We start from the raw sequence: 26,081 nt of genomic DNA, 5'->3' as shown, positions 1-26,081 counted from the left end.
AAGCGTTGCGGGTGGCAAGCACGAGCCGGCGTCTGTAGATGGAGCCGACCCTGTCCAGTGAGCGTTTGCGAATTCGGCACTTGGAACCGATGCTCACGTTCGCCGTTCACATGCCCAGAAATGGTCGAGGAGCACCGTTGTCACGCACGCAGTGTGTCGTACGTGTCATTCCGCTTTCTCAACAGCCGGGTTCGGCGCCGTGTTGTCGTGACGGCCATCGCCGTATTTGACCAGCCCGAACGAAGCGATCCCAAACAGCAAGCAAACCGAGAGGGCGCCGATCAACGGCCACACGCTCGTTGTGAGCATCTCTCCGACAATTGCGTTACACAGGCCGGAAAATCCTATCTGGAAACTTCCCGAAAGCCCGGCAGCGGCGCCGGCGAGCTCCGGCTTTACACTGATCGCACCCGCGACGCCGTTCGGCATAACCAGACCATTGGCCGCCCCAACGACGAACATCGGGATACTGATGGACAACGGATGGACTATATCGCATGCGAATGCCAGTGCCATCAATCCCATCCCGAGAAGCGCGAGCAAGGTCCCCGCAAACACCATGCGGTCGGGCCCTGCTTTGACCACAAAACGACCCGACGCAAAACCACCGAAGAGGTATCCGACCGGCATGGATGCGCAATAGAACCCAGCTTCGGCCGGCGTGTTGCCCATTAACTCGATCAAAATGTACGGAGCGCCGGCGACCAGAACAAAGAAGCTGGCAGAAACGAATGCGACCACTAGCACGTATCCCCAGAACACCTGGGATTGCACGAGATCGACATAACCGCGCAGTATCTCATGTGTGGAGGTGATGGAATGCCCGCTTCGCCGGGTTTCATGAAACCGCCAGTATGAACTCGACAGGGCGACTGCTCCACAAATGGTCATGCATAGAAACGAGGCTCGCCATCCAAAACCGTCGAGCAGACCTCCAATCAGTGGACCCACCATGGAGGATACCGACATCCCCATTGTCACATAGGCATACATGCTCGCGGCCTTGTCCCGCTCGTAAACATCTCTGACGACCGCACGACACAATGGAACAACAGCGGAGGCGCCGAGCGCCTGAACTATGCGGCCGAAAATCAAAACCTCGAATGTCCGCGCCGTCGTGCAAAGACCCGATCCAAGAGTGAACACCGCAAGACCGACCAGGAGGACGGGCCGCCGGCCGACACGATCGGACAGCGGGCCAACGATCAATTGACCGATAGCGAGGGTACCCAGAAATACTGAAAACGTCAGTTGGATGGCCGCGAAATCTACGCTCAGGGAGCGCGCCATGCCGGACATGGACGGGGCATACATGTTGATGCCGAGGGGACTGACCATCGCGACCCCGACAAGAAGTGCAAGGGGAAGCACCCGACCGGCTTCCTCGACTTTTGTTGCGTTGCTGATCATAACTTGCTGTTCCCAAGTGGAGAGGACAACCCGCAGCCAAGGCGAGCCGAAAGGCCGATACGTCCGCCAAATTAGACGATGTTGAGGGGAACGTGCATGAGAGATCCGCAATGCGATCTTTGCGAGAAGGCGATGCAGGTGGCATCGATGGCATTTCTCTCTTGTAGCGTGACGAACACGCCAGAGCGCTGCGAGACACCGCCTTTGCTTGTTTGCCTCTTCGACCTTCTTTGAAAACGTCAGAGGTTGCTCATGCGTTCGGCGCGCTGCCCGTCGGCGTTGTCAGCTCCGAACCCGCACGCAAGGAAGGGATCGCGGCGAGAAGCTCGCGCGTATATCCTTCCGCAGGGTGTTCAAAGAGTTCGGTGGCCGAGTTCTGCTCCACGATGCGTCCATTTTGCATAACGATGACGTGTTCGGCCAGCGTACGAACAACTGCGAGATCATGACTGACGAAAATGATAGCGACCGCCGTCTCGACTGAGAGCTCGGCAATCAGTTGAAGCACCGCCGCTTGAACGGAAACGTCCAATGCGGAGGTAATCTCGTCACATAGCAGGAGTTTCGGTTTCGCGAGAAACGCCCTCGCAATGGCAACACGCTGCCTCTGTCCGCCGGAGAGATCGCGAGGAAGGCGGTCCAACAGATGCGCCGGAAGCCGAACCTTCTCCAGCATTTCCTCGATAGCAGCGTCGTACCTTGCGCGTTCCAGTTCCGGCCTGAACAACGTCAAGGAGCGCCGGAGCAAAGAACGGATGGTGTGGTGTGGGTTAAGCGATTGGTCCGGGTTCTGGAAGATCAACTGGATGGCCGCGCATATGGAACGAGGTCGCGATCGCGCGAACTTATCAAGCGCTTTGCCCTCGAATTGGACGTCACCCATCGTAGGAGCGCGCAAACCGGCTATTATCTTGAGCACGGAGGACTTTCCGCTCCCACTTTCGCCGACAATGCCTATTCTCTGGCCTTGCGATATTGTTATGTAGACATCCGAAACTGATGCAAAGGGCACTCCGGGATATTGCAAGCCGAGATTTCTGGCCGCAAGCAGCCTATCGGTCTTGAGCGAGGGCGCAGCATTCAGGAACGTGCGCTCGGGAAGCATGTTTTGAAGTTCCGCAGCCCGGACGCATCTAACCTCCTCTCCAAGCAACGTGGTGAGCGGCACGCTTCCGTTTCTGCATCGCTCGTCGCTGTAGACGCAGCGTGGTTCAAAGGCGCATCTGTTGAGGATCACGCCTTGAGGTGGAGCACCGGGAATGCCCGGAAGTAGCCGGGGATCATCGATCCTGGGGCTTAAGCCGAGCAAATTTTTGGTGTAGGGATGCAATGGCTTGCCAATGACGGCCGCGGTAGGGCCCTGCTCGACGATCTGCCCCGCATACATGACCATCAAGTTGTCCGCCAGATTGCTCAGCAGCGCGAGGTCATGGCTGACGTACAAAACCGCGACTCTGGTCTGATCCACGATTCCTTGAATGAGGTCAGAGATTTGTGCTTGGGTCGTCACGTCCAGTCCTGTCGTCGGCTCATCGAGTATGAGGACCTCCGGTTGGCAGGACAACGCGATGGCAAGAGCGATGCGCTGTTGTTGGCCGCCGCTGAACTGAAACGGATACCGTCGCAACGCCCGTTCCGGCTCGGTCAGCCTCACCATTTGCAACAATTCCACCATACGCGTCTGCAGGTCCTTGCCGGTTAGCCCGAGATGCTTCGTCAGAGGTTGCGACAACTGACGACCGACCGTCAGGGCAGGACTTAGAGCCAAAGCGGCGGATTGTGACACATAGCAGATCTTCCGTCCCCACGGGTTTTCCTGGGAGATCGATTTGGAATCCAGCAGGTTGATTTCGCCCAAAAGCGATTGCCCGCTGACCGTTTCGCTGCCCCGCTTGTAGCCGATCGCCGCGATACCGGCGGTGGATTTGCCGCATCCCGATTCTCCGATGAGACCGGTGATTGTTCCTGGATGCAGGTCGAAGCTGACCCCCCAGATCGTGTAGGGTTTGTCCTCTCGCCCAGGATATCGAACAGAAAGGTCTCTGACCGTGAGCGCTGCGCCCGTGGTGGTTTTGAGGTTGTCTTGCATGGTCAATATCTACCTATCTGTCCGGACTGGAGCCGAGACAAGGCGTCGCCGATAAGACAAAGGCCAATTGACAGGGAAGCCAGGGCAACCGCGGGCGCAATCAGAACAAGCGGGGCCGATTGCAGGAAGCCCCGGCCCTCCTGAACCATAAGCCCCCAATCAGGATGCGGTGGCTGTGCGCCAAGTCCGAGAAAGCTCAAGGTGGATAGCCCGAGGATCGCCCAGGTTATTCGCAGCGTGAAATCTGCAAGAATGGTGTCCACGATGTTGGGGAAGATCTCACGGATGGCGATGGTCACAACATTCTCGCCGCGAGCTTCAGCCGCGTAAATGTAGTCCAACCCCAATTGGCTCAAGACTGCTCCACGCACGATACGCGCGGCACCCGGAAAGCTCGCAATGGCGATCGCAAAGACCAAAACCGTGGTCGAGGGTCCGAACGTCGCGACCATCAGCAGAGTGACGAAGATACCGGGCAGCGTCTGCAATATTTCAATCGCGCGACCAAAGATAACATCGGCGATGCCGCCCTTGTATGTCGATATGATCGCCACCAGAGCCGCCGCTACATATGCAAATGTCACGGACAGAAACGGAATGATGATGATGTTCTTCCCGCCGAGGAGAAACCTGCTCAATACGTCACGCCCCAGATGGTCTCCGCCAAGCAGGTGCCCGGCGGTCGGGCCCGAATTGGCCGTCGTCACGTTCACGGCGGTGGGCGGATATGGAGCCACAAGCGGCCCTACAAGAATGATCAGCAGGACCGCAAAAACCAATCCCAGACCAAGCTTCGCTTCGAATGTGCGCAAGAGCAAACGAAGTGAACTCAAAGGCGTCGGGCCGCTAGCAAGACTTCTCAGCATCATGAGACTGGTCCCTACTCGGTAAAGCGAATGCGTGGATTTAGCCAGAATGTCGCGATATCGACCAACAAGTTGATCGATATGATAATGACTGCGAAAACAAGGATGATGCCCTGGCTTACGAGAACGTCGCCGCTGCCCAGTGTTTGAATAAGCAGGGAGCCGATTCCCGGGAAACCGAACACGACCTCAACCGTTACCAGGCCGGAAACCGCATATGTCATCGCCAAGCCGATGGCGCTGACGACCGGCACGGCAGAATTGCGGAACGCGTAATCCCAGACAACCGTCCGCCGATCCAGTCCACGAAGGCGCGCTGCGTCTACGCAGGGTGCGGACAAAGCTTCCACCGTCGTCGCGCGTGTAAGCCTGGCGACATGCGGCATAACCAGAAGCGCCACGGTGGCGGCCGGCAGGATCAAAGTCAGTGCCTTGTCCCACAATCCTCCGAACGAGAATGCGAGGCCCGATTGCGTGGGGAACCACTTGAGCCAAATGACGAAGACGAGATAGAGGAGCATCGCGACAAGGAATTCAGGTACTGCGGCTACGCCAAGATTGGCACCCGTGATTGCCACGTCGAACTTCGAGCCGAAGCGTCTGGCCTGCAGAACTCCGATAAAGACACCCATTGCGACACCCAGTGTCCCTCCGATGGCAGCCAGAAGCACCGTTCGCGACAACCGCGTACGGATTTCCTTAGAGACGGGGCGCCCCGTCAAAAGTGATTCGCCGAAGTTGCCGCCGACGGCTCCTGCCGCCCAAACTGCATACCGCTCCACCAACGGTGCGTTGAGTTGGTGCTTCTCGATGAACGCATCAAGCTGTTCATGGGAGACCTCGCGCCCGAGAACGCTTCGAGCAACATCTTCAGGTGTCTTGAAACTCATTACAACAAAAACGAGGAAGGAGATGATCGCGAGCGTCGCCAGGTTCGCCGAAATTCGAACGACAATCCGGAACGCGACACGTTTGCCGGCGCCTCGATTACTTTTGAGAATGGGCGTTGTCGCGGCGTGATCCCCATCTGACATGGTATCTCGCTCCGTTGATGCATTCGCTACTGATCGTCGCGCATTTCGCGATGCCGTTTCAACCATGCCATCAGCGTTTTCGTGCAGCAATCTGAACTCCCCTCATCACGGCAGGATCGCAGTAGGTGCGTCGTTGAGATCCGCGACATCGTTCCGAAAACATCGGGCGAAGTGTCATGCATATCCAGGCGTGACGCACGATGCAGTTTGGGGAACCTCGCGCATTCCTGTCCAACGCCGCATGCTGTTTCTTCGCGAAAAACTACCGCAGCACTGACGCAGTCAGCCCTAGTAGGATTGCCTTCCACTAAGGAACCCGGTTCATCCGACGATCGAGAAGTTCAGATCAGGCCCGTGAGCGGTCGCATCGCTACGGCCCTCGCCGACGTGACATTCCACTATGGACGACGTCGACGCTGTGGCAGTGGATGTCGTCGAATGTTCTCGCATCCCGGCGCCATTTTTCATGTTCATTCCCCTTAGAATTGTTCGTTCTCGAGATTAAAGCAGTCGTAAGTCGCGTTGAGCATCTGCAAGATGTGAAGCATGTATCGGAAAACTCAGACCATCCAGAGTGCCTTTGGTCGCCCTCGCCCCTCTGGCCCGGAGTACCTCGGTAATCGCCGGGCACGTCTTCCGCCGACGAGACTGCGCAATCGCCAGTTTGGCGGCAATCTCGTCGCGGGCCTCCCTGCTCAAGTTTGGCCAATCACGAAGTGATCGCAGTAGAGGAGAAACGCTCGCGCAGCTCGCGTTTCAGAACCTTTCCATAGGCGCTTTTGGGGAGGCTATCGACGAACACCACAGCTTTCGGCTTCTTGAACGAGGCTATGTGCTGGCGCGTGAACTCGATCAATTCCTCGCTGGTGATGCTCGAGCCCTCTCGTCGCACGGCCACGGCCAATACAGCTTCTCCCCACTTTTCGTCCGGCACCCCGATCACCGAGACTTCTGCGATTTCCGGATGCGAAAACAACACCTCCTCAATTTCACGAGGATAGATGTTGGAGCCACCGCTAATTATCATGTCCTTGACCCGGTCCGTCAGGAACAAGTACCCACCATCGTCAACGTATCCTACGTCGCCGGTCCTCAGCCACTTTCCATGCATCGTCGCCCTGGTTCCCTCGGGATTGTTCCAATACCCCTTCATCACCAGGTCACCGCGGACACAAATTTCGCCGGGAACGCCGGGTGCCACAGGGCGACCTTCTTCATCAAGGATGCGCAGCATAACTCCGACGGGTTCACGGCCCACGGAAGAGAGCCTGGCAATGCGAACCGGATCATCACCGCAGATGTGATCGTCCTTGTTGAGAATGGCGCAACTCGCCGCGGCTTCACCCTGTCCGAAGCCCTGTAAGAAAATCGGACCGAACTTCTGCATCGCTTCGTCAAGGACAGCCTTGTGCATCGGCGCACCGCCGTAGATGACCGTACGCAGGCTCGACACGTCATACTTCGACACTGCATCGCTGCGGCTCAACATCTGTACCATCGTTGGAGCCATCATCGTGGCGGTGACGCCAAACCGATCGATTGCTTCAAATACCTTCTCGGGTTCGAACGACTTGGAGAGCGGAAAGGCCTGAGCGCCGCCGCGCGCCAGATACACGAGACCCACGCTCGTAGTGCCGTGCGATATCGGTGCGAGATGAAGCATCACGTCAGTTTCGTTGGCATCGCCGAACCCGCTCGTCAGGAAGGACTGCACCATCGTCAGAAGATTTCGATGGGTTTCCATCGCCCCCTTGGGGCGACCCGTCGTGCCCGAGGTGTAGAACAGCCACGCGAGATCGTCGGGATCGATGTCGATGTCCGGCGCACCTACGCGTTCTCCCTCCAAAAGGCTTGCGTAGGGCCGCCCGCGATTGCTGGCATTCATGTCGCCGATGCAAAACACCTTGTCTGGCAGCGGCACGACGGTGGCAATCTCTTCAACCACGTCGACAAACTCGCTGGAGTATACGAGCGCGCTTGCTCCAGAGTCCGCCAGGATGTGGGCATATTCTCGTGCGTGCAGCTTGGGATTCATCGGCACCGAGGCCATGCCGGCGTGCATAGCGGCTAGATAAATCTCCATCCCCTCAAAGCGGTTGGTTGTAAGGATTGCGACACGATCATGTTGCTTTCCCTCCGCTAGCAAGGAGGTTGCGATCCGATCGATGCGTCGGCGGCCTTCAGCATAGGTGATCACACCATCCTTCAGCACCCATAGAGGTCGATCCGGATAGCGCGTTGCCGACCGAACCAGAAGATGTGCGACATTCATGTTGCTACTCCATAATCGTCTCGGATGAGCTTCGCGCTGCTTGAAGGCGAGCTATCAGCCATGGATGAGATGCCGAATTGGAGATGGGGGCAGTCGAGGGTGCCGGGTCGGCGCCAGCGCGCCGTCAGAGCCTGTTCCCCTCGCCATCGCCTGTTCCACTCCCATTCGTTGACTAAATTCACTAGATTCCCACCACAATTGAGTGCGCTGCGCAGAGCTGTGCGCAGGTTCCACATGACCCTTCTCTCCAGTTATGGCGGGCGGATCCTCCGGTGAGGCTAGGGCCAGTTGATGGATAGAAGTATTGGAAAAAGCTGAACCAGAGATCGCCATCCTCAAAATCGCCTGGTCCAGGTAAGGGGGAAGTGATGGCTTGAGCTCGACTGCTTGGCCGCGACCCTCCACAGAACTCTGTCGGCCGAGCGAGCCGACCTTGCTTCCCCGAGGTGACCTTTGATCGAGGGGCTCTATACGACCGACATGCAAAGCCATTCAGCAACCAGCGCCGGCTTGCGTTCGTTCTCGATCTCAACCGATATTTCAATCGTCGCAAGCCAATGGGCAGGTTTGCGCTCCGTGAAGCCCTTCAGTAGAAAGCGTCCCCGAATTCGACTGCCCGAACGGACCGGAGAAAGAAAACGTATGTACGAGAACCCGTAGTTGATTTCCGTCGTCCGCCCGCGCACGCCGGGCACGACTTGATACGACATGTCAGACATCAGGGAGAGGGTGAGAAATCCGTGTGCCACAGTACCTCCGAAGGCTGAGGTTCGCGCCTTGACGGGATCCGTATGGATGAACTGGTCATCCAAGGTCACGCGCGCAAACTCGTCAATGCGCGATTGATCGACGACGATCCAGTCCGACACTCCGAGATTGGTGCCGATGGCTTCTGTTAATTGAAGCGGCGACCATTCACGTTTACGCATCCGTGATCTCCTGTCATTTTTGGCAACGCGAACTTCCGACCGTGACCGACAAGGCGTTTGAAAAAGGGAGCCCGGTGGCCAACTCCTCGATATACAGCGGAACGCTCAGTCACCCTTTGCGACTACGCAGGATTTCTCCGATGGCGGTGGTCGCCAAGCGGGACGCAGTAATCGCTGCCGTACCGGTGATGTCCCGATCTTCGACAAATTCGACCATCGCAAAGCTGACGATCTTTGCTTTCCTTGCCACTCCCCGGATCAGCTTGGACGCCTGCCAGTAACTCAGCCCGCCAGGTGTGGGCACCCAAACAGCCGGCATGATCGAAGGGTCCAGACTATCAAGATCGAAATTGATGTGGACATTTGCACCCTCGCGGATGCTGTCGATCACGGGATCGACACCGTGATCATGGATCTCTTCGCCCGTGAAAAACTTGACCCCCCATGCCCTGGCGTCGGCCACTTCCTTGGGGCCACCCGAGCTAGGCCCGCGCATCCCGACCTGCACGATACTCTTGACAAAGGGTAGCTCCGACGCCCGGCGCATGCCGCTCGAAAGCCCGAACCGTTCACCGTTCACTTCGTCGCGCCAGTCCATATGTCCGTCGACCTGCAAGATTGTCACATCTTCAAGGCCGGCCAGCCCCTGTACGACCGGGATGGGTATGGAGTCTTCGCCACCCAACACAACCGGAACCGCTCCCTGCCTTACGATTGCTTCCGTGGTCGATTTGATGAGAGCTCGATTTTCTGCGGCTTTTTCGAAGGATACGTCCAGATCGCCAATGTCGACGACCCGATCCCGCGACCCAGAGAACATCGTATCGGCAACGTCCCAGTCAATTCGGTCGTGCGACTGAGCAAACATGGACGTTGCGCGTCGTATGGCCCGCGGCCCTGAGAGATTGGCGCGTCCGTACTCGGGAATGTGAAGATACGGCGTGGCGCATGGAATGCCCATAACAACGACATCCGCATCCAGGTTCGAGATGTCCGAAACATGCCGAACATCCAAGAATGTCAGCCGCTCATCGCCATTGGGGTGCGCCTGGGGCTCCGTTGTTTCTTGACCCATTTCGCTTGTCCTCCTTCAATTTATCGAACAGACCGGAAACCGGTTCCATCAACCCACGCAGGTCGGTCGCTCGTCGTAGGTTCCTTCCCAAGAGGACAGCGTAGTCTGAGCGAAGCGTCCTGAACCAACGGTGAAATGCGATGTGTGCTTCGCGTTGTTCGATGCAAAGCAGCGTCGCCGGTCGTCCCTCCTCGGCATAGGTCGCAAAAGCTGGGGCCCTTGCTCGGCAATTAAAAGCAAAGAGCGGCCCCACCGCGAACCCTGCATGCCGACAAGACGGCGTTCTCGGTATCTTTCCGACCTAGGCTTATCCCGAAAAACTAACCGTTGCCCGGCGAGCAAGAAAGCAGTCATAGGACACGACCCGAGAGGCTTGACGGACGGAAGGATGCGAAACGCGCGAACGCATCTGTCGAGTCAGCTCGCTTGGGTGCGGCGCAGCTTCGAACAAAGCTCTATGAAGGCGCGCAACTTTGGCTGGCTTTGCGCCGACCGGGTAAAGTAGAGGAAAAGCCCGTCTTCACCGGGCGAGCAATCCAGCAAGGCTGGCTCCAGAAACCCGGCGGAAAGTTCACGCGATGTATGAAAGGTCGAGGAGTAGATTAGGCCGAGGCCCTGTACGGCGATTTTGCGCAGGAGCTCACCATCATTCACCGTGATCGGCCCATTGGGTTCTATTCGAACCGTTTGACCCTTTTCAACGAACTCCCATCGATAAATGTCACCCTTCTCCGGTCGGCGAAAGCGAACACAAAGATGGTCTGTGAGGTCTTGAGGCGACGCAGGCCTGCCAAACTTTCTGAAGTAGGCAGGCGGACCGAACACGGCCCATTTAAATGGGGGTGAGATCCTTATCGCGACCATATCCTGCGCGATGTAAGAACCGATCAATATGCCCGCATCGTAGCCACGCGATATGAAATCGTCATGCCGGTTGCTGACCGTAACATCCACTTTGACGAGCGGCCAGGCTTCTCGGAACGCCGGCAAGATTGGCTCAATCACGTGGGGTAAGGCCAGGCGCTCCACGATGAGCCGCAGCGTGCCAGAGGGCTCGCTCGTCGACTGCAAGGTTTCCTCAAGGCTGGTCTCAATCAAGCCTGCCGCAGGCCCGATCTTTGCCAGAAGCGTTTGACCAGCCTCCGTTAAAGATATTCTGCGCGTGGTGCGATGAAACAGGGGCGTCGCCAGGCGCCGTTCAAGTCTCTGCAAGGCTTGGCTGATTGCTCCGGGTGTCAGGCCCAGCTCCACGGCAGCCTTCCGGATGCTCTGGTGTTTTGCAATCGCCAGGAACTCAGAAAGACCGTCGAATGCATCGTGGCGGGCCATAAATTCGTTCTCGCTTCCGGAAAGGTCCGCCCTCGGTCGCGCAAGAATAAGGAAATTCCTAGGCTGAATGCAAGCTGATTGAACCGATTTTCTAAACAATCCATTTAGCAGCAGGTGGCTTATTTGCCGTCTCCGGACCGGCGATATCTTGTATGTCGTAACCATCCAAAAGGATAAAGCATGTCCCTCTTGAAGCATGTCGCTGGACTGTGTGTTGGTATCGCTGCGTTTGCCGCTCTTCCTGCGCAGTCGTTTGCGCAAGACGCTGAGAATGCGAAAAAGAAGATCCTGATTGTTGTCTCAAGCCTCGACAAGAAGGCACCGGACCTCGTAGGCGGCTACTGGTTCCCCGAACTTACGCACCCGGTCGAGGTTTTTGACGAGGCGGGGTTGGATTTTGACATCGCAAGCCCGAAAGGCGGCCTGTCGCCATTTGACGGTTTCGACCTCAAGGATCCCGCAACGCTCAATTTCTGGACCAATCCGGAGCACCGGAATAAGATTGCCAACTCGATCAAGCTTTCTGAAGTGGACACATCGCAATACGCCGCTGTCCAACTCGTTGGTGGCCACGGTCCGATGTGGGACTTCGTCAACAACAGCGAACTTCAGGACATCGTCAGAAAGATCTACGAGACAAACGGTATCGTCAGTGCCGTTTGCCACGGTCCGGCCGGCCTCATTAATGTAAAGCTGAGCAATGGCGAGAGCCTGATCAAGGACCGGCATCTGACCGGCTTCACGGCCGAGGAAGAGGCGGCGCGAAACTACGACAAGATCGTACCTTTCGAACTTGAGGCCGCGCTTAAGAATTCCGGGGCAAGGTTTGAGGAAGCCCCAGTCTTCCAAAGCCGTGTCGTGGTGGATGGACGCTTGATCACGGGCCAAAACCCGGCATCGGCAAAAGAATTTGCAGAAGCAATCGTCGCGGCCTTGGAAAGCAGGACACAGTGAGCGGGTGACGTGCCGCTCGCGACATCGCAGCTATCGAAATTACCGCGACGGAAATAATCGGTAGCGACCAGTGAGTCAGCTCGGTGCGCAGGATGCCAATGCCTTGGCCAAACTTCTGGCGGTACTTCGTAGCGCTTCGGCATCATACCCCTGGCGGGCAACAAACTGCGTACCGATCCTGAGCGCTCTGCGTTCCGGCATCGACGGATCTGAACAAATGCCGGCGAGTATCGAGTGCTTTTCAAGCGCTGCCATCACGTCTCCATCGGCAATTTGGGCTGCCAAGGGGATCAGGATTTGGTGCGTGCCCAGTTCCGCGTCGCCTGCTGCAAGAACCTCGACGCCTTCACGCACCAGGGCTCGCTTCAAAACACGCGCGGTTTCGACGATATGCCGCGCATACCGCAACCCGTCTTCGCGCACCTCCCGCAGCGTCACCAGGAGCGACGGAAGTTTGCCAGCGTCATAGTTTGCAAGCAGCTTGCCCTCGATAATCTCGGCAAGGCGCCATGCGTCCGCGACGTCGCGCCCTACGGTGAGGGCATGCGGGCGGCCGGGTAAGGTCTTGTAAGTCGAGAAGGTCAGGACATCGACGCCGAAAGACAAGGGGTTGGGATACTGCCCCCCTGCGATCAATCCGGCCACATGGGAGGCGTCAAAGATCGTCTTTGCTCCGACCGACCTGGCCGCCTCGACAACGGGCGAAACGTCGTCGGGCTTTATCATCACGGAGCGGCCCAGCATGATGAGTGCTGGTTTGCGGAAACGGATCATGTTTGCGGCCGCAGCCGCGTCGAGGCGGCAACGTTTCGTGTCGAAAGGCAGATCCTCTACGGCCAGGCCGGCGAGCTCTGGTGTCCCTCCGCTTCGCTGGCTGAAGTGCCCTCCATGGTCTGCTGCTGGCGCCAGCAACAGTTCCCCGGGCTTGGTGAATGCGTGATAGGCTGCAAGGTTGGCGATCGTGCAACTCGGCAGACGCGGCTCAGCCCACTCGGCTCCAAAAAGCGAACAGGCCGCTGCGCTGACGGCTTCTTCAAGGCGCGAGACAAGGTCGGTTTCCGGCTGTTCTTTAAAATAGCTCGGCCCCATGGCGGGATACGCACTCAAACCGGGTGCATAGGCCGCAATCGCTTCCTCCGACGGAAGATTGGCACCTGCGTAAAGCAGGACCCGATCTTCCATCAATTGCCGGCGGCGCCCGGCCGCATGTGAGAGCAGCTCCAACTCGTCACACATCCGCATGTTCGCCGCTCCCTGGATTAGTCGGGCATCTCCGTTTCATTCGGGCGTGACCGAGTGGGCTGCCATTAATTCCAGGGCGCGTACGATACCGGAGTGGTCCCAATTTGCTCCGCCATTTGCGACGCACACACTGAACAATTGTTGGGCCGTGGCTGTACTCGGCAGGGCGACCCCGATGGTCCGCGCGCTTGCCAAGGCAAGGTTTAAGTCTTTCTGATGGAGGGCGACGCGAAAGCCCGGATCGAAAGCACGCTTGATCATGCGCTCGCCGTGAACCTCGAGGATCCGCGAAGTGGCAAGCCCGCCCATCAGGGCCTGCCGCACCTTAGCGGGATCAGCGCCCGATTTGGAGGCAAACAACAGACCCTCTGCAACCGCTTCGATCGTCAGGGCAACGATGATCTGATTAGCGACTTTGGCTGTCTGACCGGCACCGCTGGGGCCTACCAGTGTGATGTTCTTACCCATCAGCTCAAGAACTGGTCTGATGCTTTCGAACACGTCTTCTGGGCCGCCGACCATGATGGAAAGGCTTGCAGCCTTCGCTCCCACCTCACCGCCCGAGACTGGCGCATCAAGGTAATACGCGCCAAGGGCGTTTATCTTGCTCGCAAATTGCTTGGTCTCGACAGGAGAGATCGAACTCATATCGACGACGATTTGGCCCGCCGAGAGGCCAGAGGCAACACCATCCGAACCGAAGAGAACCTTTTCAACGTCAGGCGTATCCGGAACCATCAGAATGATAATATCCGCCTTGGTGGCGACCTCAGCCGGCGTTGCGCAAGCCGAACCGCCTGCTTCGACAAGCGCCGACGGGACCTTGCTTCGCGTGTTGAGGAATAGCGTGTGGCCTGCCCTGATGAGGTGCTCCGCCATCGGAGACCCCATGATACCGAGACCTATGAATCCGATCTTCATCCGCTGTCGCTTCCTTTCCGTTTGCAACCGGCGAAGTCGGGCTTACCTTGCCCAGTCCGTCCGCGGTGCGTGGTGTGGCTTTTCCAGTTAGTCAAGCACCATCATTGAGGTCGGCGCATCTTCCGCCGTAATCGCGAGATCCTCGAATTCGTTTATCCGGTCGATCTCGGTGCCCATCGCTATGTTTGTGACCTTCTCGAGCATCACTTCGATGACGACCGGAACGCGATGGGTCTTCATCAACTCGTCGGCTGTCGCGAAGGCGGCGGCGAGATCGTTGGGGTCCGTCACGCGCAACGCCTTGCAGCCGAGCCCCTCGACCACCCGCACATGGTCGACCCCGTAGCCTTGCATGTGCGGGGCGTTGATGTTGTCGAAGGACAACTGCACGCAGTAGTCCATGTCGAAGTTTCGCTGGGCCTGCCGGATGAGCCCGAGATAAGAGTTGTTTACCAGCACGTGGAGATAAGGAATGTTGAACTGCGCGCCCACAGCCAGTTCCTCGATAAGGAACTGGAAGTCGTAGTCCCCGGAAATAGCGACCAACGGGGTATCGGGATTGGCGATGCGCACACCAATCGCGGCCGGTATGGTCCAGCCGAGGGGACCGGCTTGTCCACAATTAATCCAGCCGCGAGGCTTATAGACTTTAAGGAACTGCGCCGCAGCGATCTGGGACAGGCCGATCGTGCTGACATAGGTGACATCCCGGCCGAAGGCTCGATTCATCTCTTCGTAGACGCGTTGCGGCTTGATCGGGATGTCATCGTAATGTGTGCGCCGATGCATCGTGTCACGCCGCTGGCGGCATTCAGCAGCCCACGCGGTATAGTCGGCGAACCTGCCAGACGCTTTCCAGTCCGTCGCGATCGCGACGAAGCTTTCGAGCGCCGCGCCGGCATCTGAGACGATGCCGTAGTCCGGCATGAAGACACGGCCGATCTGGGTCGGCTCAATGTCGACATGAACGAACTTGCGCCCCTTCGTGTAGGTCTCGACGGAACCCGTATGACGGTTGGCCCAGCGATTACCAATGCCGAGAACGAAATCCGAGGCGAGCAGCGTGGCATTGCCATAGCGATGCGACGTCTGCAGGCCGCACATACCTGCCATCAGCGGATGGTCATCCGGGATCGTGCCCCAGGCCATGAGCGTCGGAATGACGGGTATCCCGAGAGTTTCGGCGAATTCGACGAGAAGGTCCGAGGCATCGGCATTGACGATACCGCCGCCGGCGACGATAACGGGACGCTCGGCCTCCGACAGCATCTGCAACGCCTTTTCGACCTGAGCGAGCGTCGCGCGCGGCCTGTAGACCGGCAGCGGTTCATAAGCTTCGATATCGAACTCTATCTCCTCCATCTGCACGTCGATCGGAAGATCGATTAACACCGGACCCGGACGGCCCGAGCGCATGATGTGGAATGCCTGCTGGAAGACATAGGGCACGAGACCTGGCTCACGCACCGTTACCGCCCATTTCGTCACGGGCTTGGCAATCGCCTCGATATCCACTGCCTGGAAGTCCTCCTTGTGCATGCGCGCTCGGGGCGCTTGGCCCGTAATACAAAGGATCGGAATGGAATCGGCTGATGCAGAATAGAGGCCAGTGATCATGTCTGTGCCAGCCGGCCCGGACGTGCCGATGCATACGCCGATGTTCCCAGGGGCGGCACGCGTGTAACCTTCGGCCATGTGGGAGGCGCCTTCCACGTGCCGGGCAAGGGTGTGCTTGATGATGTTGCGCGGCTTGAGGGCGGCATAGAGCGGATTGATTGCCGCGCCCGGAACCCCGAACGCTTCGGTGACATTCTCGCGTTCCATGACGAGGACTGCGGCCTCGACTGCTTTCATGCGTGCCATGTTTTTCCCTTTCGTTCGAAACGAGACTTGGGCGACCACGTCACTCAAGCGACGCGGTCCAGATCCGCCGGCATTGCCGCCCGCAGCGCCGTGACGGCGGCAATGTTGACGATGCCGCGCTCAGACGTGGATGATGTGATGATATTAACCGGGCTGCGTGTGCCCAGGAGCAAAGGGCCGACAGTTACGCGGTTGCCCGCCGCGCTCTTTAAAAGACCGAGCGCAATGTTGGCTGCGTCCAGATTGGCCAGAAGAAGCAGGTTTGCGCCCGAGGTGACGTCCCCTCCTGCGACAGCCGAAAGGACCGACCCGGCATCCTCTTCGCACACCGCGCGCAACTGTGGATGACGCTTGCGGAAGAGATCAATGGCGGTCCGCATCTTAATCGTCGAACGTCCGGGAAGTCCGCTACCGGGGGTATGGGAGAGAAATGCCGCCACGGGCTCTAGTCCGAAGCGGCGGATTTCGCCCGCGGCCAGAGAGGCGAATTGTCTGAGTTCGTCCGCCGAGGGCTCCTCGTTCAGGTAGGTGTCGCAAAGGAATACTGCTTGACCGTTGATGACGACGACGTTCATGGCCGCGAGTGGCCCTTCTCCAAGGGACGCTCCATTCAAAGCGCGAAATTCCTCGGCGAAACTGTGGTCGCCACCTGCTAGGAGCCCGTCGACATCGCCGCTGCGCAGCAGCGCCAAAGGGTTTCCCGTCACGATCTCGTAGTCGCGTCCTTCCTTGAGCCTTACTGAGGCCTTGCCGATCGCGTTGACGATCGCATCGCGTTGCCCGGCCAAAACAGGCCTGGCAAAGCCCTGCTCGACGACCATCTCGATCGCGCGCAGGATGCGCGCGTCGGAAGTAGACGTAAAAAGCAGACGCTTGCGGTCCTCGCGCCGCTCGGTGCGCACGGCCTTGAAGATCGGCTGCATTACGGCCGCCGAACGGTAGACAAATGCCTGAAGCGACGCTCGGTAAGCGTCGAAGTCTGCGATCGGACGGGTCGCAACGCCGGTCAGCACTGCCGCCTCGGCGACGGCAGGTGCAACAACCGTGAGGAGGCGCGGATCAAAGGCGCTCGGAAGAAGGTAATCCGGTCCGAAGCCCCGCAATGTCCCCTCGTATGCACGCGCAACAACGTCACTCGGACTTTCCTTTGCGAGTGACGCAATGGCGAGCGTTGCTGCGACCTTCATTTCCTCGTTGATCGTTGTCGCGCCTACATCGAGCGCCCCGCGGAAGATGAACGGGAAGCACAGAACGTTGTTGACCTGGTTCGGATAGTCGCTACGCCCTGTGCCGATGATGCAATCCGGCCGGACCTGACGTGCATGTTCCGGCCGGATTTCCGGCTCCGGATTGGCCATGGCAAAGATGATCGGTCGCTCCGCCATCGTGGCAACCATGTCGGTTGTGAGCACGCCACCCGTCGAAAGACCGAGGAAGATATCCGCGTCCGCAATGATATCGCCAAGTGAGCGGGCATCTGTCGGCTTGGCGTAGCGCCGTTTATGCTCGTCCATCGTTCCGTCGCGACCGGAATGAATGACGCCTTTGCTGTCAGTGACCCAGACTTTCAATGGATCAAGTCCGAGTGTCACGAGGATATCGAGGCAAGCGGTAGCGGCGGCGCCGGCGCCCGAGCAGACGAGTTTGACCGCGCCGATCGGCTTGCCAACCAATTCGAGCGCGTTCAGCACTCCGGCGGCGGCGACGATCGCGGTACCGTGCTGATCATCGTGGAAGACCGGGATGGTCATGCGCTCGCGCAGCAATCGCTCGATGACGAAGCATTCCGGTGCCTTGATGTCTTCGAGATTGATCCCGCCGAAGGTCGGTTCAAGACGCGTGATAATCTTCACCAACATTTGCGGATCTGTTTCGTCGATCTCGAGATCGAAAACGTCGACGTCTGCAAACTTCTTGAAGAGGCAGGCCTTGCCCTCCATCACCGGTTTTGATGCAAGCGCACCGATGTTACCAAGACCGAGCACCGCCGTACCGTTGGAGATGACGGCAACCAGGTTGGAGCGGCTGGTGAAGTCAGCCGCCAGAGCAGCGTCTTTGGCGATAGAAAGGCAGGGCGCGGCGACGCCCGGCGAATAGGCGAGCGAAAGATCGTCGCGGTTATCCATCGGCTTGATCGGCATGACCGCAATCTTCCCCGGGCGGCCGGAGCGATGGTAGGCAAGCGCCCTATCGATGATATCTTTGTCCATCCTTGTGCAGCCTTTACGATTGATCGGCCGCGGCATCGCCATTGCGGCGCGCGCTGACCGAACCGATGCCCACAACGGTGCCCGTTGCCGTCGTTCCGGGCAAAAGAGCATTCATGCCGGTGTAGGATCCCGTGGTAACGAGGTCGCCGGCCTTAAGGCCGCGTTTTTCCGCAAGCCAGGCGATGAGATCGATGGGGTCGCCGGCGGGGTTGCCCATCCCCTCCACTTCATCTTCCTCGCCAATGCGGATGCCGACCTTGGCGCCCATGAAGTCGAATGACGGGTCGAAGGGTATGGTGTCCCCCAGCACCATGCCGCCGTGCGACATGAGGTCTGCCAGGCTCAAAAGGGGTGAAATCTCCGGCCATTGCGCAAAACGGCTGTCTACGACTTCGAAGCAAACCAGCATCTCGCCGAGCGCAGCCGCCGTTTCGGAGCGGCTATACGCCTGGCTGCGGGCCGGCAGGTCGCGGGCAACGCGGAAAGCAATCTCCGTCTCAAGCCTCCAAAGCCGGAATGCGTCAGTGGCGATGCTTGCGCCGCTCTGGTAGGTCCTCGATCTGAACAGCGGCGCACAGGATGGCGCAACCTCCGGTGATTTGCGTCCCACCTTCCAGCCGATGGTCTTGCCGAATCCCGCACTGAAAGCGCTCTGCACCCGATAGGCTTCGTCAGTCGTGGCAGGTTCGCTGGCGGCGCCCACCTGAACTGCCTCACCGTTCGCCGCCGCAGATATAAGCGCTTCGGCAAGATTGGCCTGTCTTGCGACCCGCGCCGTATTGCTCTTTCCCATTGGTTTCTCCTCCCGTTTTTATGATGCGCGTCCGGCTAGCCGGTGGATGCGGGGGGGGGTAACCCCGCATCCTTGATCGCGATCACGCGACAGCGCGCTCCGGCGACTGCGCCGCCTCGCCGTTGCCGGTGAGTGAACGCATTGCCGCGTCGAGACCGCCCTTTTTGTGTGGTACGCCACACAGCTCCAGACCCATTTCGACGCCTGAAATTGCCCCAAGCAGGGTCAGTTCGTTGCATTCGCCAAGATGGCCGATGCGGAAAACACGGCCGGCTAGCTTGGTGAGACCTGCCCCGAGCGACATGTTGTAGTTTTCCAGCACGACCTTGCGGAACGCGTCGGCGTCATGGCCGTCAGGCATCACGACGGCCGTCAGAACAGGGGAGTATTCGCGCGGTTCCTGGCAGAGGATTTCAAGGCCCCAGGCATTGACCGCCGCGCGCGTTGCGGCGGCAAGGCGATTGTGGCGGGCAAAGACATTCTCAAGGCCTTCCTCGAGCATCATGTTGATCGCCTCGCGCAGGCCGTAAAGCAGGTTTGTCGCAGGCGTGTAAGGGAAGAAGCCGCTGGCATTCGGCTTCAGCATCTCGTGCCAGTCCCAGTAGGAGCGCGGAAGATTGTTCGTTCGCGAGGCTGCAAGTGCCTTTTCCGACACGGCGGTGAAACCGAGGCCCGGTGGCAGCATCAACCCCTTCTGGGAGCAACTGACCGTGACGTCGACGCCCCACTCTTCATGCCTGTAGTAGGCCGAACCGAGCGAGGAGATGGTGTCTACGAGAAGCAGCGCAGGATGGCCTGCCTTGTCGATAGCCTTGCGGATTTCCGCGATCCGGCTGGTGACGCCCGTCGAGGTCTCGTTGTGCACGACCATGACGGCTTTGATCTCATGTCCCTTGTCCTCCACAAGGCGGGCGCAGATTGCATCCGGGTCAACACCGCGGCGCCAGTCGCCCGACAGGAATTCCGGCTTGATGCCCCAACGCAGGGCCATCTGGTGCCAGAGCGTGGCGAAATGGCCGGTCTCGCTCATAAGCACCTTGTCGCCCGACGACAGCGTATTGACGATCGCCGATTCCCAAGCGCCGGTGCCCGAGGAGGGATAGATGATGACCGGGCCCGACGTCTGGAATACGGCCTTGCAACCGTCCAGCACCTCGCGGCCGAGCTTTGCGAACTCCGGACCGCGATGGTCGATGACTGGCATGTCCATGGCGCGCAGTACGCGCTCGGGAACCGGACTCGGTCCGGGGATCTGTAGAAAATGGCGACCAGTGGTCATTGTGCACTCCTCCTGATGCTGGATCGGGCCTTTCGATCCTTCCATCAAGTTTTTGCATTCATGGTTTCGACGCTCGTTGTCTTCGCCTTCGTGTTGTTGCTGTGGGGTCCCCTTTCGGATCTTCTCGCCAAGCTCAAGCACTCCCCCGCCGGAACGTCGCCGGCGGCCTGATAAGGAACCGCCGCCCGGCCAGACCGGGCGGCGCCCAAAAATCCCTCAGAAGCGAGAGCCCCATGAACACCAACGTCAGCATCTCTCTCCCGGCAAGGAAAGCCCCGGCCGCGCACCGTAACATTGCGCTCGAGCGCTAACTCGCCAAGGCTCTGGTAGGTGAGGTTCGCTTCGACCTCTTCACCCGTGGACGATACGCCACGGACGCTTCGATCTACCAGATTTTCCCCGAAGGCGTGGTCTTTCCCAAGAACGAGGCCGATATCGCGGCTAGCCTTCAGATTGCCGCCGAACACGGCGTACCCGTCATCGCCCGCGGCGGTGGAACGTCGCAGAACGGCCAGCCGATCGGCGAGGGCCTGATCCTCGACATGAGCCGTCATTTCAACGGGATCAGGCACTATGACCCCGAGGCCCGCACCATCACCGTAGCGCCCGGTATCGTGCTGGAAGCGCTTAACAATCGGGTCAAGGCCAACAACCTGTTCTTCCCCGTGGAACCGTCGACGGCGAGCCGCTGTACGATCGGCGGCATGACCGGCAACAATTCCTCCGGCGCCCGATCCTTGCGCTATGGCAAGACCGTCGAGAATGTTCTGTCGATCGATGCGATGTTCCATGACGGCGAGGCGGTTACGCTTGGCGCCGACAGCATCGGCAACAATGCCTCGCTGCGGGCCCGTGATCTGATGACGCGGCTCGTTGCAATGGCAGGTACCTTGCGGGAGGATATCGATGCGATTTTCCCGAAGGTGCAGCGCCGGGTCGGCGGCTACAATCTCGACGAGCTCCTGCCCGCCAACCCGAACCTGTCGCACCTGCTGGTCGGCTCGGAAGGCACATTGGCGCTGACGACCGGCGTGACGCTGAAACTGTCGACGTTGCCCAAGCACAGGGTCATGGGCGTTTGCCATTTCCCCGATTTCCGCTCGGCGATGGAAACGACCCAGCATGTCGTCGCTCTCGGCCCGGTCGCGGTCGAACTTGTGGACCACAACGTGCTGGTGCTCGGCGCCGATATCCCGCTCTTCAAGCGCACGCTCGGCGACATCACCCGCGGCCAACCGAACTGCCTTCTCCTGGTGGAGTTTGCCGGCGACGAGCTCGACGTGCTTAAGGCCGACCTCAAGCGGCTCGACGAATGCATGGACGAGTACGGTTTCCGCAATGCGGTGGTCGAGGTGCTGGAGCCCGCACGTCAAAAGCCCGTCTGGGAAGTGCGAGAGGCTTGCCTCAACATCATGATGTCGATGAAGGGCGACGGTAAGCGGATCTCCTTCATCGAAGACTGCGCCGTGCCGCTCGAGCACCTCGCTGACTACACCGATGCCGTAACGGACGTCTTTTCCAAACACGGTACACGCGGCACCTGGTATGCCCACGCCTCGGTCGGCTGTCTGCATGTTCGCCCGATCCTCAACATCAAAACCGAGGACGGCGTTCGCAAAATGCGCGCGATCGCGGAGGAAACTGCAGAGTTGGTGCGCAAGTACAAGGGCTCCTATTCCGGCGAACACGGCGACGGCATCTCCCGTTCCGAATTCAATGAGCCGATGTTCGGATCGAAGCTTGCCCGTGCCTTCGAGGCGGTGAAAGACGGCTTCGACCCCGGCAACCGGCTCAATTCCGGCAAGATCGTGCGTCCCTTGAAGATGGACGACCGCAGCCTGATGCGTTTCCAGCCCGGCTACGAGACCTCACAGCCGAAGCGCGCGGCCCTCGACTGGAGCGAATGGGGATCCTTCGGCGGTGCGATCGAGATGTGCAACAACAACGGCACCTGTCGCAAGATGAATGCCGGAACGATGTGCCCCTCCTACAGGGTGACGAAGGAAGAGCAGCACTTGACGCGCGGGCGGGCAAACACTCTGAGGCTCGCCATTTCAGGACAACTTGGCCGTGACGCGCTCACCTCGCCCGAGATGAAGGAGACCATGGACCTGTGCGTGTCCTGCAAGGGCTGCAAACGTGATTGCCCGACCGGGGTCGACATGGCGCGCATGAAGATCGAGTTCCTGCACCACTATCATGAGCGCCACGGCCTGCCGTTGAAGGAGAAGCTGATTGCGCACATACCGCGCTATGCTCCACTGGCGGCGCGCCTTTCCTTTCTCATGAACCTTAGAGACCAGATCCCGGGCCTTGCCAAACTGTCGGAAAAGCTGCTCGGCTTCAGCGCGCGACGCACCTTGCCGAAATGGCGTAGACCCTGGCGAGAGACGGGCGAGACGGCAACCCCTGAAGATGTCGTCGGCGACGGGCGCGACATTGTGCTGTTCGGAGACACGTTCAACCGCTATTTCGAGCGCGAGAACCTGGAAGCTGCCGAGCGCGTGTTGAAAGCTGCAGGCTACCGCCTCCATAAAGTCGCGACACCGGACAAAGGCCGGCCACTTTGCTGCGGGCGCACCTATCTTTCCTCCGGACAGGTCGACGAGGCCCGCAACGAGGCGCTGCGCACGGTGACGGCGCTGGAACCCTTCGTTGCCCGCGGCGCGCGCGTGCTCGGCCTTGAACCGTCCTGCATTTTCACCTTCCGCGACGAGATGACTGTACTTCTGCCTAAGGAGAAGATCGAAGCCCTGTCCAAGGCGTCGTTTCTCTTTGAGGAGGCATTGGCCTCTGACCTTGCCAAGGGCCTTGTCACCTTACCCGTGGAAAACCAGAGCGGCCGCATCGCCCACGTTCACGGCCACTGCCATCAAAAGGCCTTCGGCGCGATGGGGGCGGTCGAGAGCGTATTGAGGGCCGTCCCCGACCTCGACGTGCGCATGATAGAGTCGAGTTGTTGCGGCATGTCGGGCGCTTTCGGCTATGGCGCAAGCACGATCGACACGTCACTGGCGATGGCCGAACTCTCTTTGCTGCCCGCCGTTCGCAAGGCTGAGCCCGACGATGTCATCGTGGCCGACGGTACCAGCTGCCGCCACCAGATCCACGACGGCAGCGACCGCGAAGCGGTCCATGTCGCCCGCGTTTTGGATATGGCACTGAAGGAAGCCAACTGACGAGGGCCTGCCTGCAAGAGTGACGCCCGGGTTGGCATCGACAATGTCATCCCGGGCTTCAACGTCCTCATTGCGATTTGCGATGGGTATCTCGCCCGGCGACATGATCTGTTGCTCGAAGGCGAATAGACTATGACGATGGCCACGCAGGCCCCGTTCGATCATCGATTTTTCACCGCGCTTGTTCCCAATAAGGTCCGCCATGTCGCCGAGGACTGGAGCTTCGGCCAGCGCGTTCTAAGCTGCAGCTTGCTGTGTGTGGGCTTTCTGCAGCCTTGCTCCTTTCTGCTTGCTTGGCCGATATCGGTTTTTCACCTGCCAGCTTCGGAGAAATCGAATAGTCGCCATTCTTGGCTCCTGCCAGATTTGCCGTCGCCGCGGTGAATTCGAATGCACTCATCCGAACAGGTTTTGACCAGTATTGACAGCACCTGAACGGTGACCAGTGCACCGTGCGGGTTTGCCAGGGAGCGAACGATGCAAGAAAGTTTGTTCACACGGAGAGTTGTTCTTGGCGGTTTGGCTGCAGCCGGCATTGCAACATTTGGCTCATTAAAAGGAGCAGCGGCCCAGGCAAGGTGGTCGCTCCCTCCCAAGCGAGGTTTCCAACGAATAGAAAAGGGCTGGATACCGCTTTCAGGGAAGGTGAACCTGTCTGCGCGCTTCTGGATCCCCGATGGCGCGGACGCGGCTCCGGTCGGAGTGGTCTTGGAATACATCCCCTATCGGACGCGCGATTTGACGCGAGGCGACGATGACGAATGGGGAGCGAATCTCGCAAGTCACGGTTTCGCATTCGTGCGCATCGATATGCGCGGTTCTGGCGATTCAGATGGTGTGAAGTATGACGAGTTCGAGACCGTCGAGCGGACTGACATCTTGGAAGCGATCGACTGGCTTTCCCGCCAGCCTTGGTGCAACGGATCGGTCGGTATGCGTGGTCACTCCTGGGGTGGGAACGCTTGTTTGACGACCGCTGCGAAAAATCCGCCCGCTTTGAAGGCGATACTGCCGAGTTGCGCGTCCGGCGACCGGTTCCGCAAGGATCTCCATTGGGTGGGCGGGTCGCCGACGATGTCGACGCTGTTTTGGGCAGCAATGCTAAAGACGGTCATCGCGCTCCCACCGGATCCGAACATCGTCGGTGACAAATGGAGCGAGATGTGGGAGACGCGCCTCTCGGGGGCTGCACCGGTCGCCGCACAATGGCTTTCTCATCAACGGGCAGACGAATATTGGGCGCGCGAATCAGGCGCCCTTGAATTCTCAAACATCCGTTGCCCTGTCTACGCCGTCAGCGGATTGCAGGACGGCTTCACAAACGAGGTACTCGACATCCTCGCCTTGCTCGACGTTCCCCGCAAGGGAATGATCGGAACATGGGGCCACTTCTATCCCGGGAAGGGTGTCCCCGGGCCCGCGCACGAAGACTGGTTGGCCGAAGAGCTGCGCTGGTGGTCGCAATGGCTTGCCCGCGAGGAAACGGGGATCATGTCCGAGCCCATGCTGCAGGTCTATGTCGAGGATGCTGCCCCGGTGCAGGTGGCTCCGGCTGATGTGCCTGGCAGCTGGATAACCCAGCCGGTTTGGCCAGAACGCGACGTCCCGCCACTTCGCCTTCATCTCGGGGATGGGCGGCTTTCGGACATGCCAGGGGCTGATATCGACCAGACGATCCCCAACGATCACATCGTTGGGCTTGGCTGGCGAGAAGCGATATCCGCGGGTGCGCCTGAAGATCTTCCGCGCGAACAGTCCGACGACGACCGCTATAGCCTCGTGTTCGACGGTGACGTGCTCGACGCGCCAGTGACGATCATCGGCCGGCCGCGCCTGGAAGTCAGGGTGAAATCCGACCAGCCAATTGCAGCTCTTGCTGTGCGGATAACCGAACTGAAACCGGACGGTTCGTCCTGGCCGATCACGTTCGGAGGCCTGAACCTGACACACAGGGCCGGATCGGAGAAGCCGCTGCTGGCTGAAGCGGGAACCTATTACGACATCGCGGTCGACCTCAAGTTTGCAAGCCGACGCATTGATGCGGGATCGCGCATCCGGGTGGCACTGTCGAATACGCTCTGGCCGATGGTGTTGCCTTCGCCCAGACCCGCCCAATTGGTCGTCCGAGCAGGCGAGTCTTCGAGGATTTTGCTGCCCGTCAAGGAGATCGCGGGAAGCCCTGTCCCGGATCCGGTTAAAGCCGAAGACGCTCCCCAGACTGAACCCTCCGCGGTCATCGAGAAGGTCGACCGAGGCGGGAAAATCACGATCACGAAGCGGACATCGGCTTCGTTCGTGATTGACGGGGTCGGCACGACCGCCGGGTTCGAGAGTGAGCAGATCATGCAGATAGACGAAGCCGATATTTCGCGGAGCTCGTATTCCGTGCGCTATTCCACCAGCCTCTCAAGGGGGGACTGGCAGACCCGCGTGACAGGCCAGGTGGACCTCCAACTCAGCGCAAGCGATTTCCAAATCTCGGAAATCACCCAGGCGTTCGATGGGACGAAACAGGTCTTCGAGAAGACGTTCTCCGACAAGATCGCCCGACAGTTCTGTTGAAGCATCTTAAGGTTCGGGCCGGGCTATACGCGTCCCGGCCCCGACCAACCCGGACAAGCGGCTCCAGCAGCCCC

17 protein-coding genes are annotated in these 26,081 nt (G+C 59.2%); 3 read left to right on the top strand and 14 right to left on the bottom strand.

Going from position 1 to position 26,081, the window contains the following annotated elements:
* Nucleotides 1–165: 165 nt before the first annotated feature.
* The 8 genes from IB277_RS36390 to IB277_RS36355 all read right to left on the bottom strand — a co-directional run bounded on the left by IB277_RS36390 (nt 166) and on the right by IB277_RS36355 (nt 11,004).
* Nucleotides 166–1,410, bottom strand: a complete 1,245-nt coding sequence (locus IB277_RS36390; RefSeq protein ID WP_192373199.1) for a multidrug effflux MFS transporter — start codon at nt 1,408–1,410, stop codon at nt 166–168.
* A gap of 250 nt (nt 1,411–1,660) precedes the next feature.
* Nucleotides 1,661–3,499 carry an ABC transporter ATP-binding protein gene (locus IB277_RS36385; RefSeq protein ID WP_192373197.1) on the bottom strand — a complete coding sequence of 613 codons (1,839 nt, stop codon included), beginning with the start codon at nt 3,497–3,499 and terminating at the stop codon, nt 1,661–1,663.
* 2 nt (nt 3,500–3,501) lie between these two features.
* Nucleotides 3,502–4,368 (bottom strand): ABC transporter permease, encoded by an 867-nt coding sequence (locus tag IB277_RS36380; protein WP_192373195.1) that lies wholly within the window; start codon nt 4,366–4,368, stop codon nt 3,502–3,504.
* A gap of 11 nt (nt 4,369–4,379) precedes the next feature.
* Complete coding sequence (locus IB277_RS36375) at nt 4,380–5,489, bottom strand: ABC transporter permease (RefSeq protein WP_192373193.1); 1,110 nt, start codon at nt 5,487–5,489, stop codon at nt 4,380–4,382.
* Nucleotides 5,490–6,108: 619 nt separating this feature from the next.
* Complete coding sequence (locus IB277_RS36370) at nt 6,109–7,671, bottom strand: long-chain-fatty-acid--CoA ligase (protein WP_192373191.1); 1,563 nt, start codon at nt 7,669–7,671, stop codon at nt 6,109–6,111.
* A 467-nt stretch (nt 7,672–8,138) separates the two neighbouring features.
* Complete coding sequence (locus IB277_RS36365) at nt 8,139–8,600, bottom strand: MaoC family dehydratase (protein WP_192373189.1); 462 nt, start codon at nt 8,598–8,600, stop codon at nt 8,139–8,141.
* Nucleotides 8,601–8,709: 109 nt separating this feature from the next.
* Nucleotides 8,710–9,675, bottom strand: a complete 966-nt coding sequence (locus tag IB277_RS36360; protein WP_210339723.1) for an arginase family protein — start codon at nt 9,673–9,675, stop codon at nt 8,710–8,712.
* Between the two features lie 417 nt (nt 9,676–10,092).
* Nucleotides 10,093–11,004 carry a LysR family transcriptional regulator gene (locus tag IB277_RS36355; protein ID WP_192373187.1) on the bottom strand — a complete coding sequence of 304 codons (912 nt, stop codon included), beginning with the start codon at nt 11,002–11,004 and terminating at the stop codon, nt 10,093–10,095.
* Between the two features lie 180 nt (nt 11,005–11,184).
* Here IB277_RS36355 and IB277_RS36350 point away from each other — a divergent pair, with 180 nt between their 5' ends.
* On the top strand, nt 11,185–11,958 hold the full coding sequence (locus IB277_RS36350) for a type 1 glutamine amidotransferase domain-containing protein (RefSeq protein ID WP_192373185.1): 774 nt from the start codon (nt 11,185–11,187) through the stop codon (nt 11,956–11,958).
* A gap of 75 nt (nt 11,959–12,033) precedes the next feature.
* Here the strand turns inward: IB277_RS36350 and IB277_RS36345 are convergent, their stop codons facing one another.
* From IB277_RS36345 to IB277_RS36320, 6 genes are all read right to left on the bottom strand, one after another.
* Complete coding sequence (locus IB277_RS36345) at nt 12,034–13,140, bottom strand: glycine hydroxymethyltransferase (RefSeq protein ID WP_246812909.1); 1,107 nt, start codon at nt 13,138–13,140, stop codon at nt 12,034–12,036.
* 96 nt (nt 13,141–13,236) lie between these two features.
* Complete coding sequence (locus IB277_RS36340; RefSeq protein WP_256436371.1) at nt 13,237–14,148, bottom strand: 2-hydroxy-3-oxopropionate reductase; 912 nt, start codon at nt 14,146–14,148, stop codon at nt 13,237–13,239.
* 60 nt (nt 14,149–14,208) lie between these two features.
* Nucleotides 14,209–15,984 (bottom strand): glyoxylate carboligase, encoded by a 1,776-nt coding sequence (gcl, locus tag IB277_RS36335; protein WP_192373180.1) that lies wholly within the window; start codon nt 15,982–15,984, stop codon nt 14,209–14,211.
* Nucleotides 15,985–16,028: 44 nt separating this feature from the next.
* Complete coding sequence (locus IB277_RS36330; RefSeq protein ID WP_192373178.1) at nt 16,029–18,194, bottom strand: phosphate acyltransferase; 2,166 nt, start codon at nt 18,192–18,194, stop codon at nt 16,029–16,031.
* Nucleotides 18,195–18,207: 13 nt separating this feature from the next.
* Nucleotides 18,208–18,987: a 2-keto-4-pentenoate hydratase gene (locus tag IB277_RS36325; RefSeq protein ID WP_192373176.1), complete on the bottom strand. Its 780-nt coding sequence runs from the start codon at nt 18,985–18,987 to the stop codon at nt 18,208–18,210.
* 82 nt (nt 18,988–19,069) lie between these two features.
* The gene (locus IB277_RS36320; RefSeq protein ID WP_192373174.1) at nt 19,070–20,266 is read right to left on the bottom strand and encodes an alanine--glyoxylate aminotransferase family protein; all 1,197 of its coding nucleotides are present in this window, start codon (nt 20,264–20,266) and stop codon (nt 19,070–19,072) included.
* A gap of 323 nt (nt 20,267–20,589) precedes the next feature.
* On the opposite strand from IB277_RS36320, the gene IB277_RS36315 reads away from it, so the two are divergent.
* Both IB277_RS36315 and IB277_RS36310 read left to right on the top strand, forming a co-directional pair.
* Nucleotides 20,590–23,445 (top strand): FAD-binding and (Fe-S)-binding domain-containing protein, encoded by a 2,856-nt coding sequence (locus tag IB277_RS36315; RefSeq protein WP_246812908.1) that lies wholly within the window; start codon nt 20,590–20,592, stop codon nt 23,443–23,445.
* Between the two features lie 477 nt (nt 23,446–23,922).
* On the top strand, nt 23,923–26,007 hold the full coding sequence (locus IB277_RS36310) for a CocE/NonD family hydrolase (protein ID WP_192373172.1): 2,085 nt from the start codon (nt 23,923–23,925) through the stop codon (nt 26,005–26,007).
* The last annotated feature ends 74 nt before the right edge of the window (nt 26,008–26,081 follow it).

Origin of the sequence: Ensifer sp. ENS07, assembly GCF_014852185.1 — a bacterium.
GTDB lineage: Bacteria > Pseudomonadota > Alphaproteobacteria > Rhizobiales > Rhizobiaceae > Ensifer > Ensifer adhaerens.
Note: the sequence above shows the minus strand (reverse complement) of the source record. Positions and strands in the feature narration are given on the sequence as shown.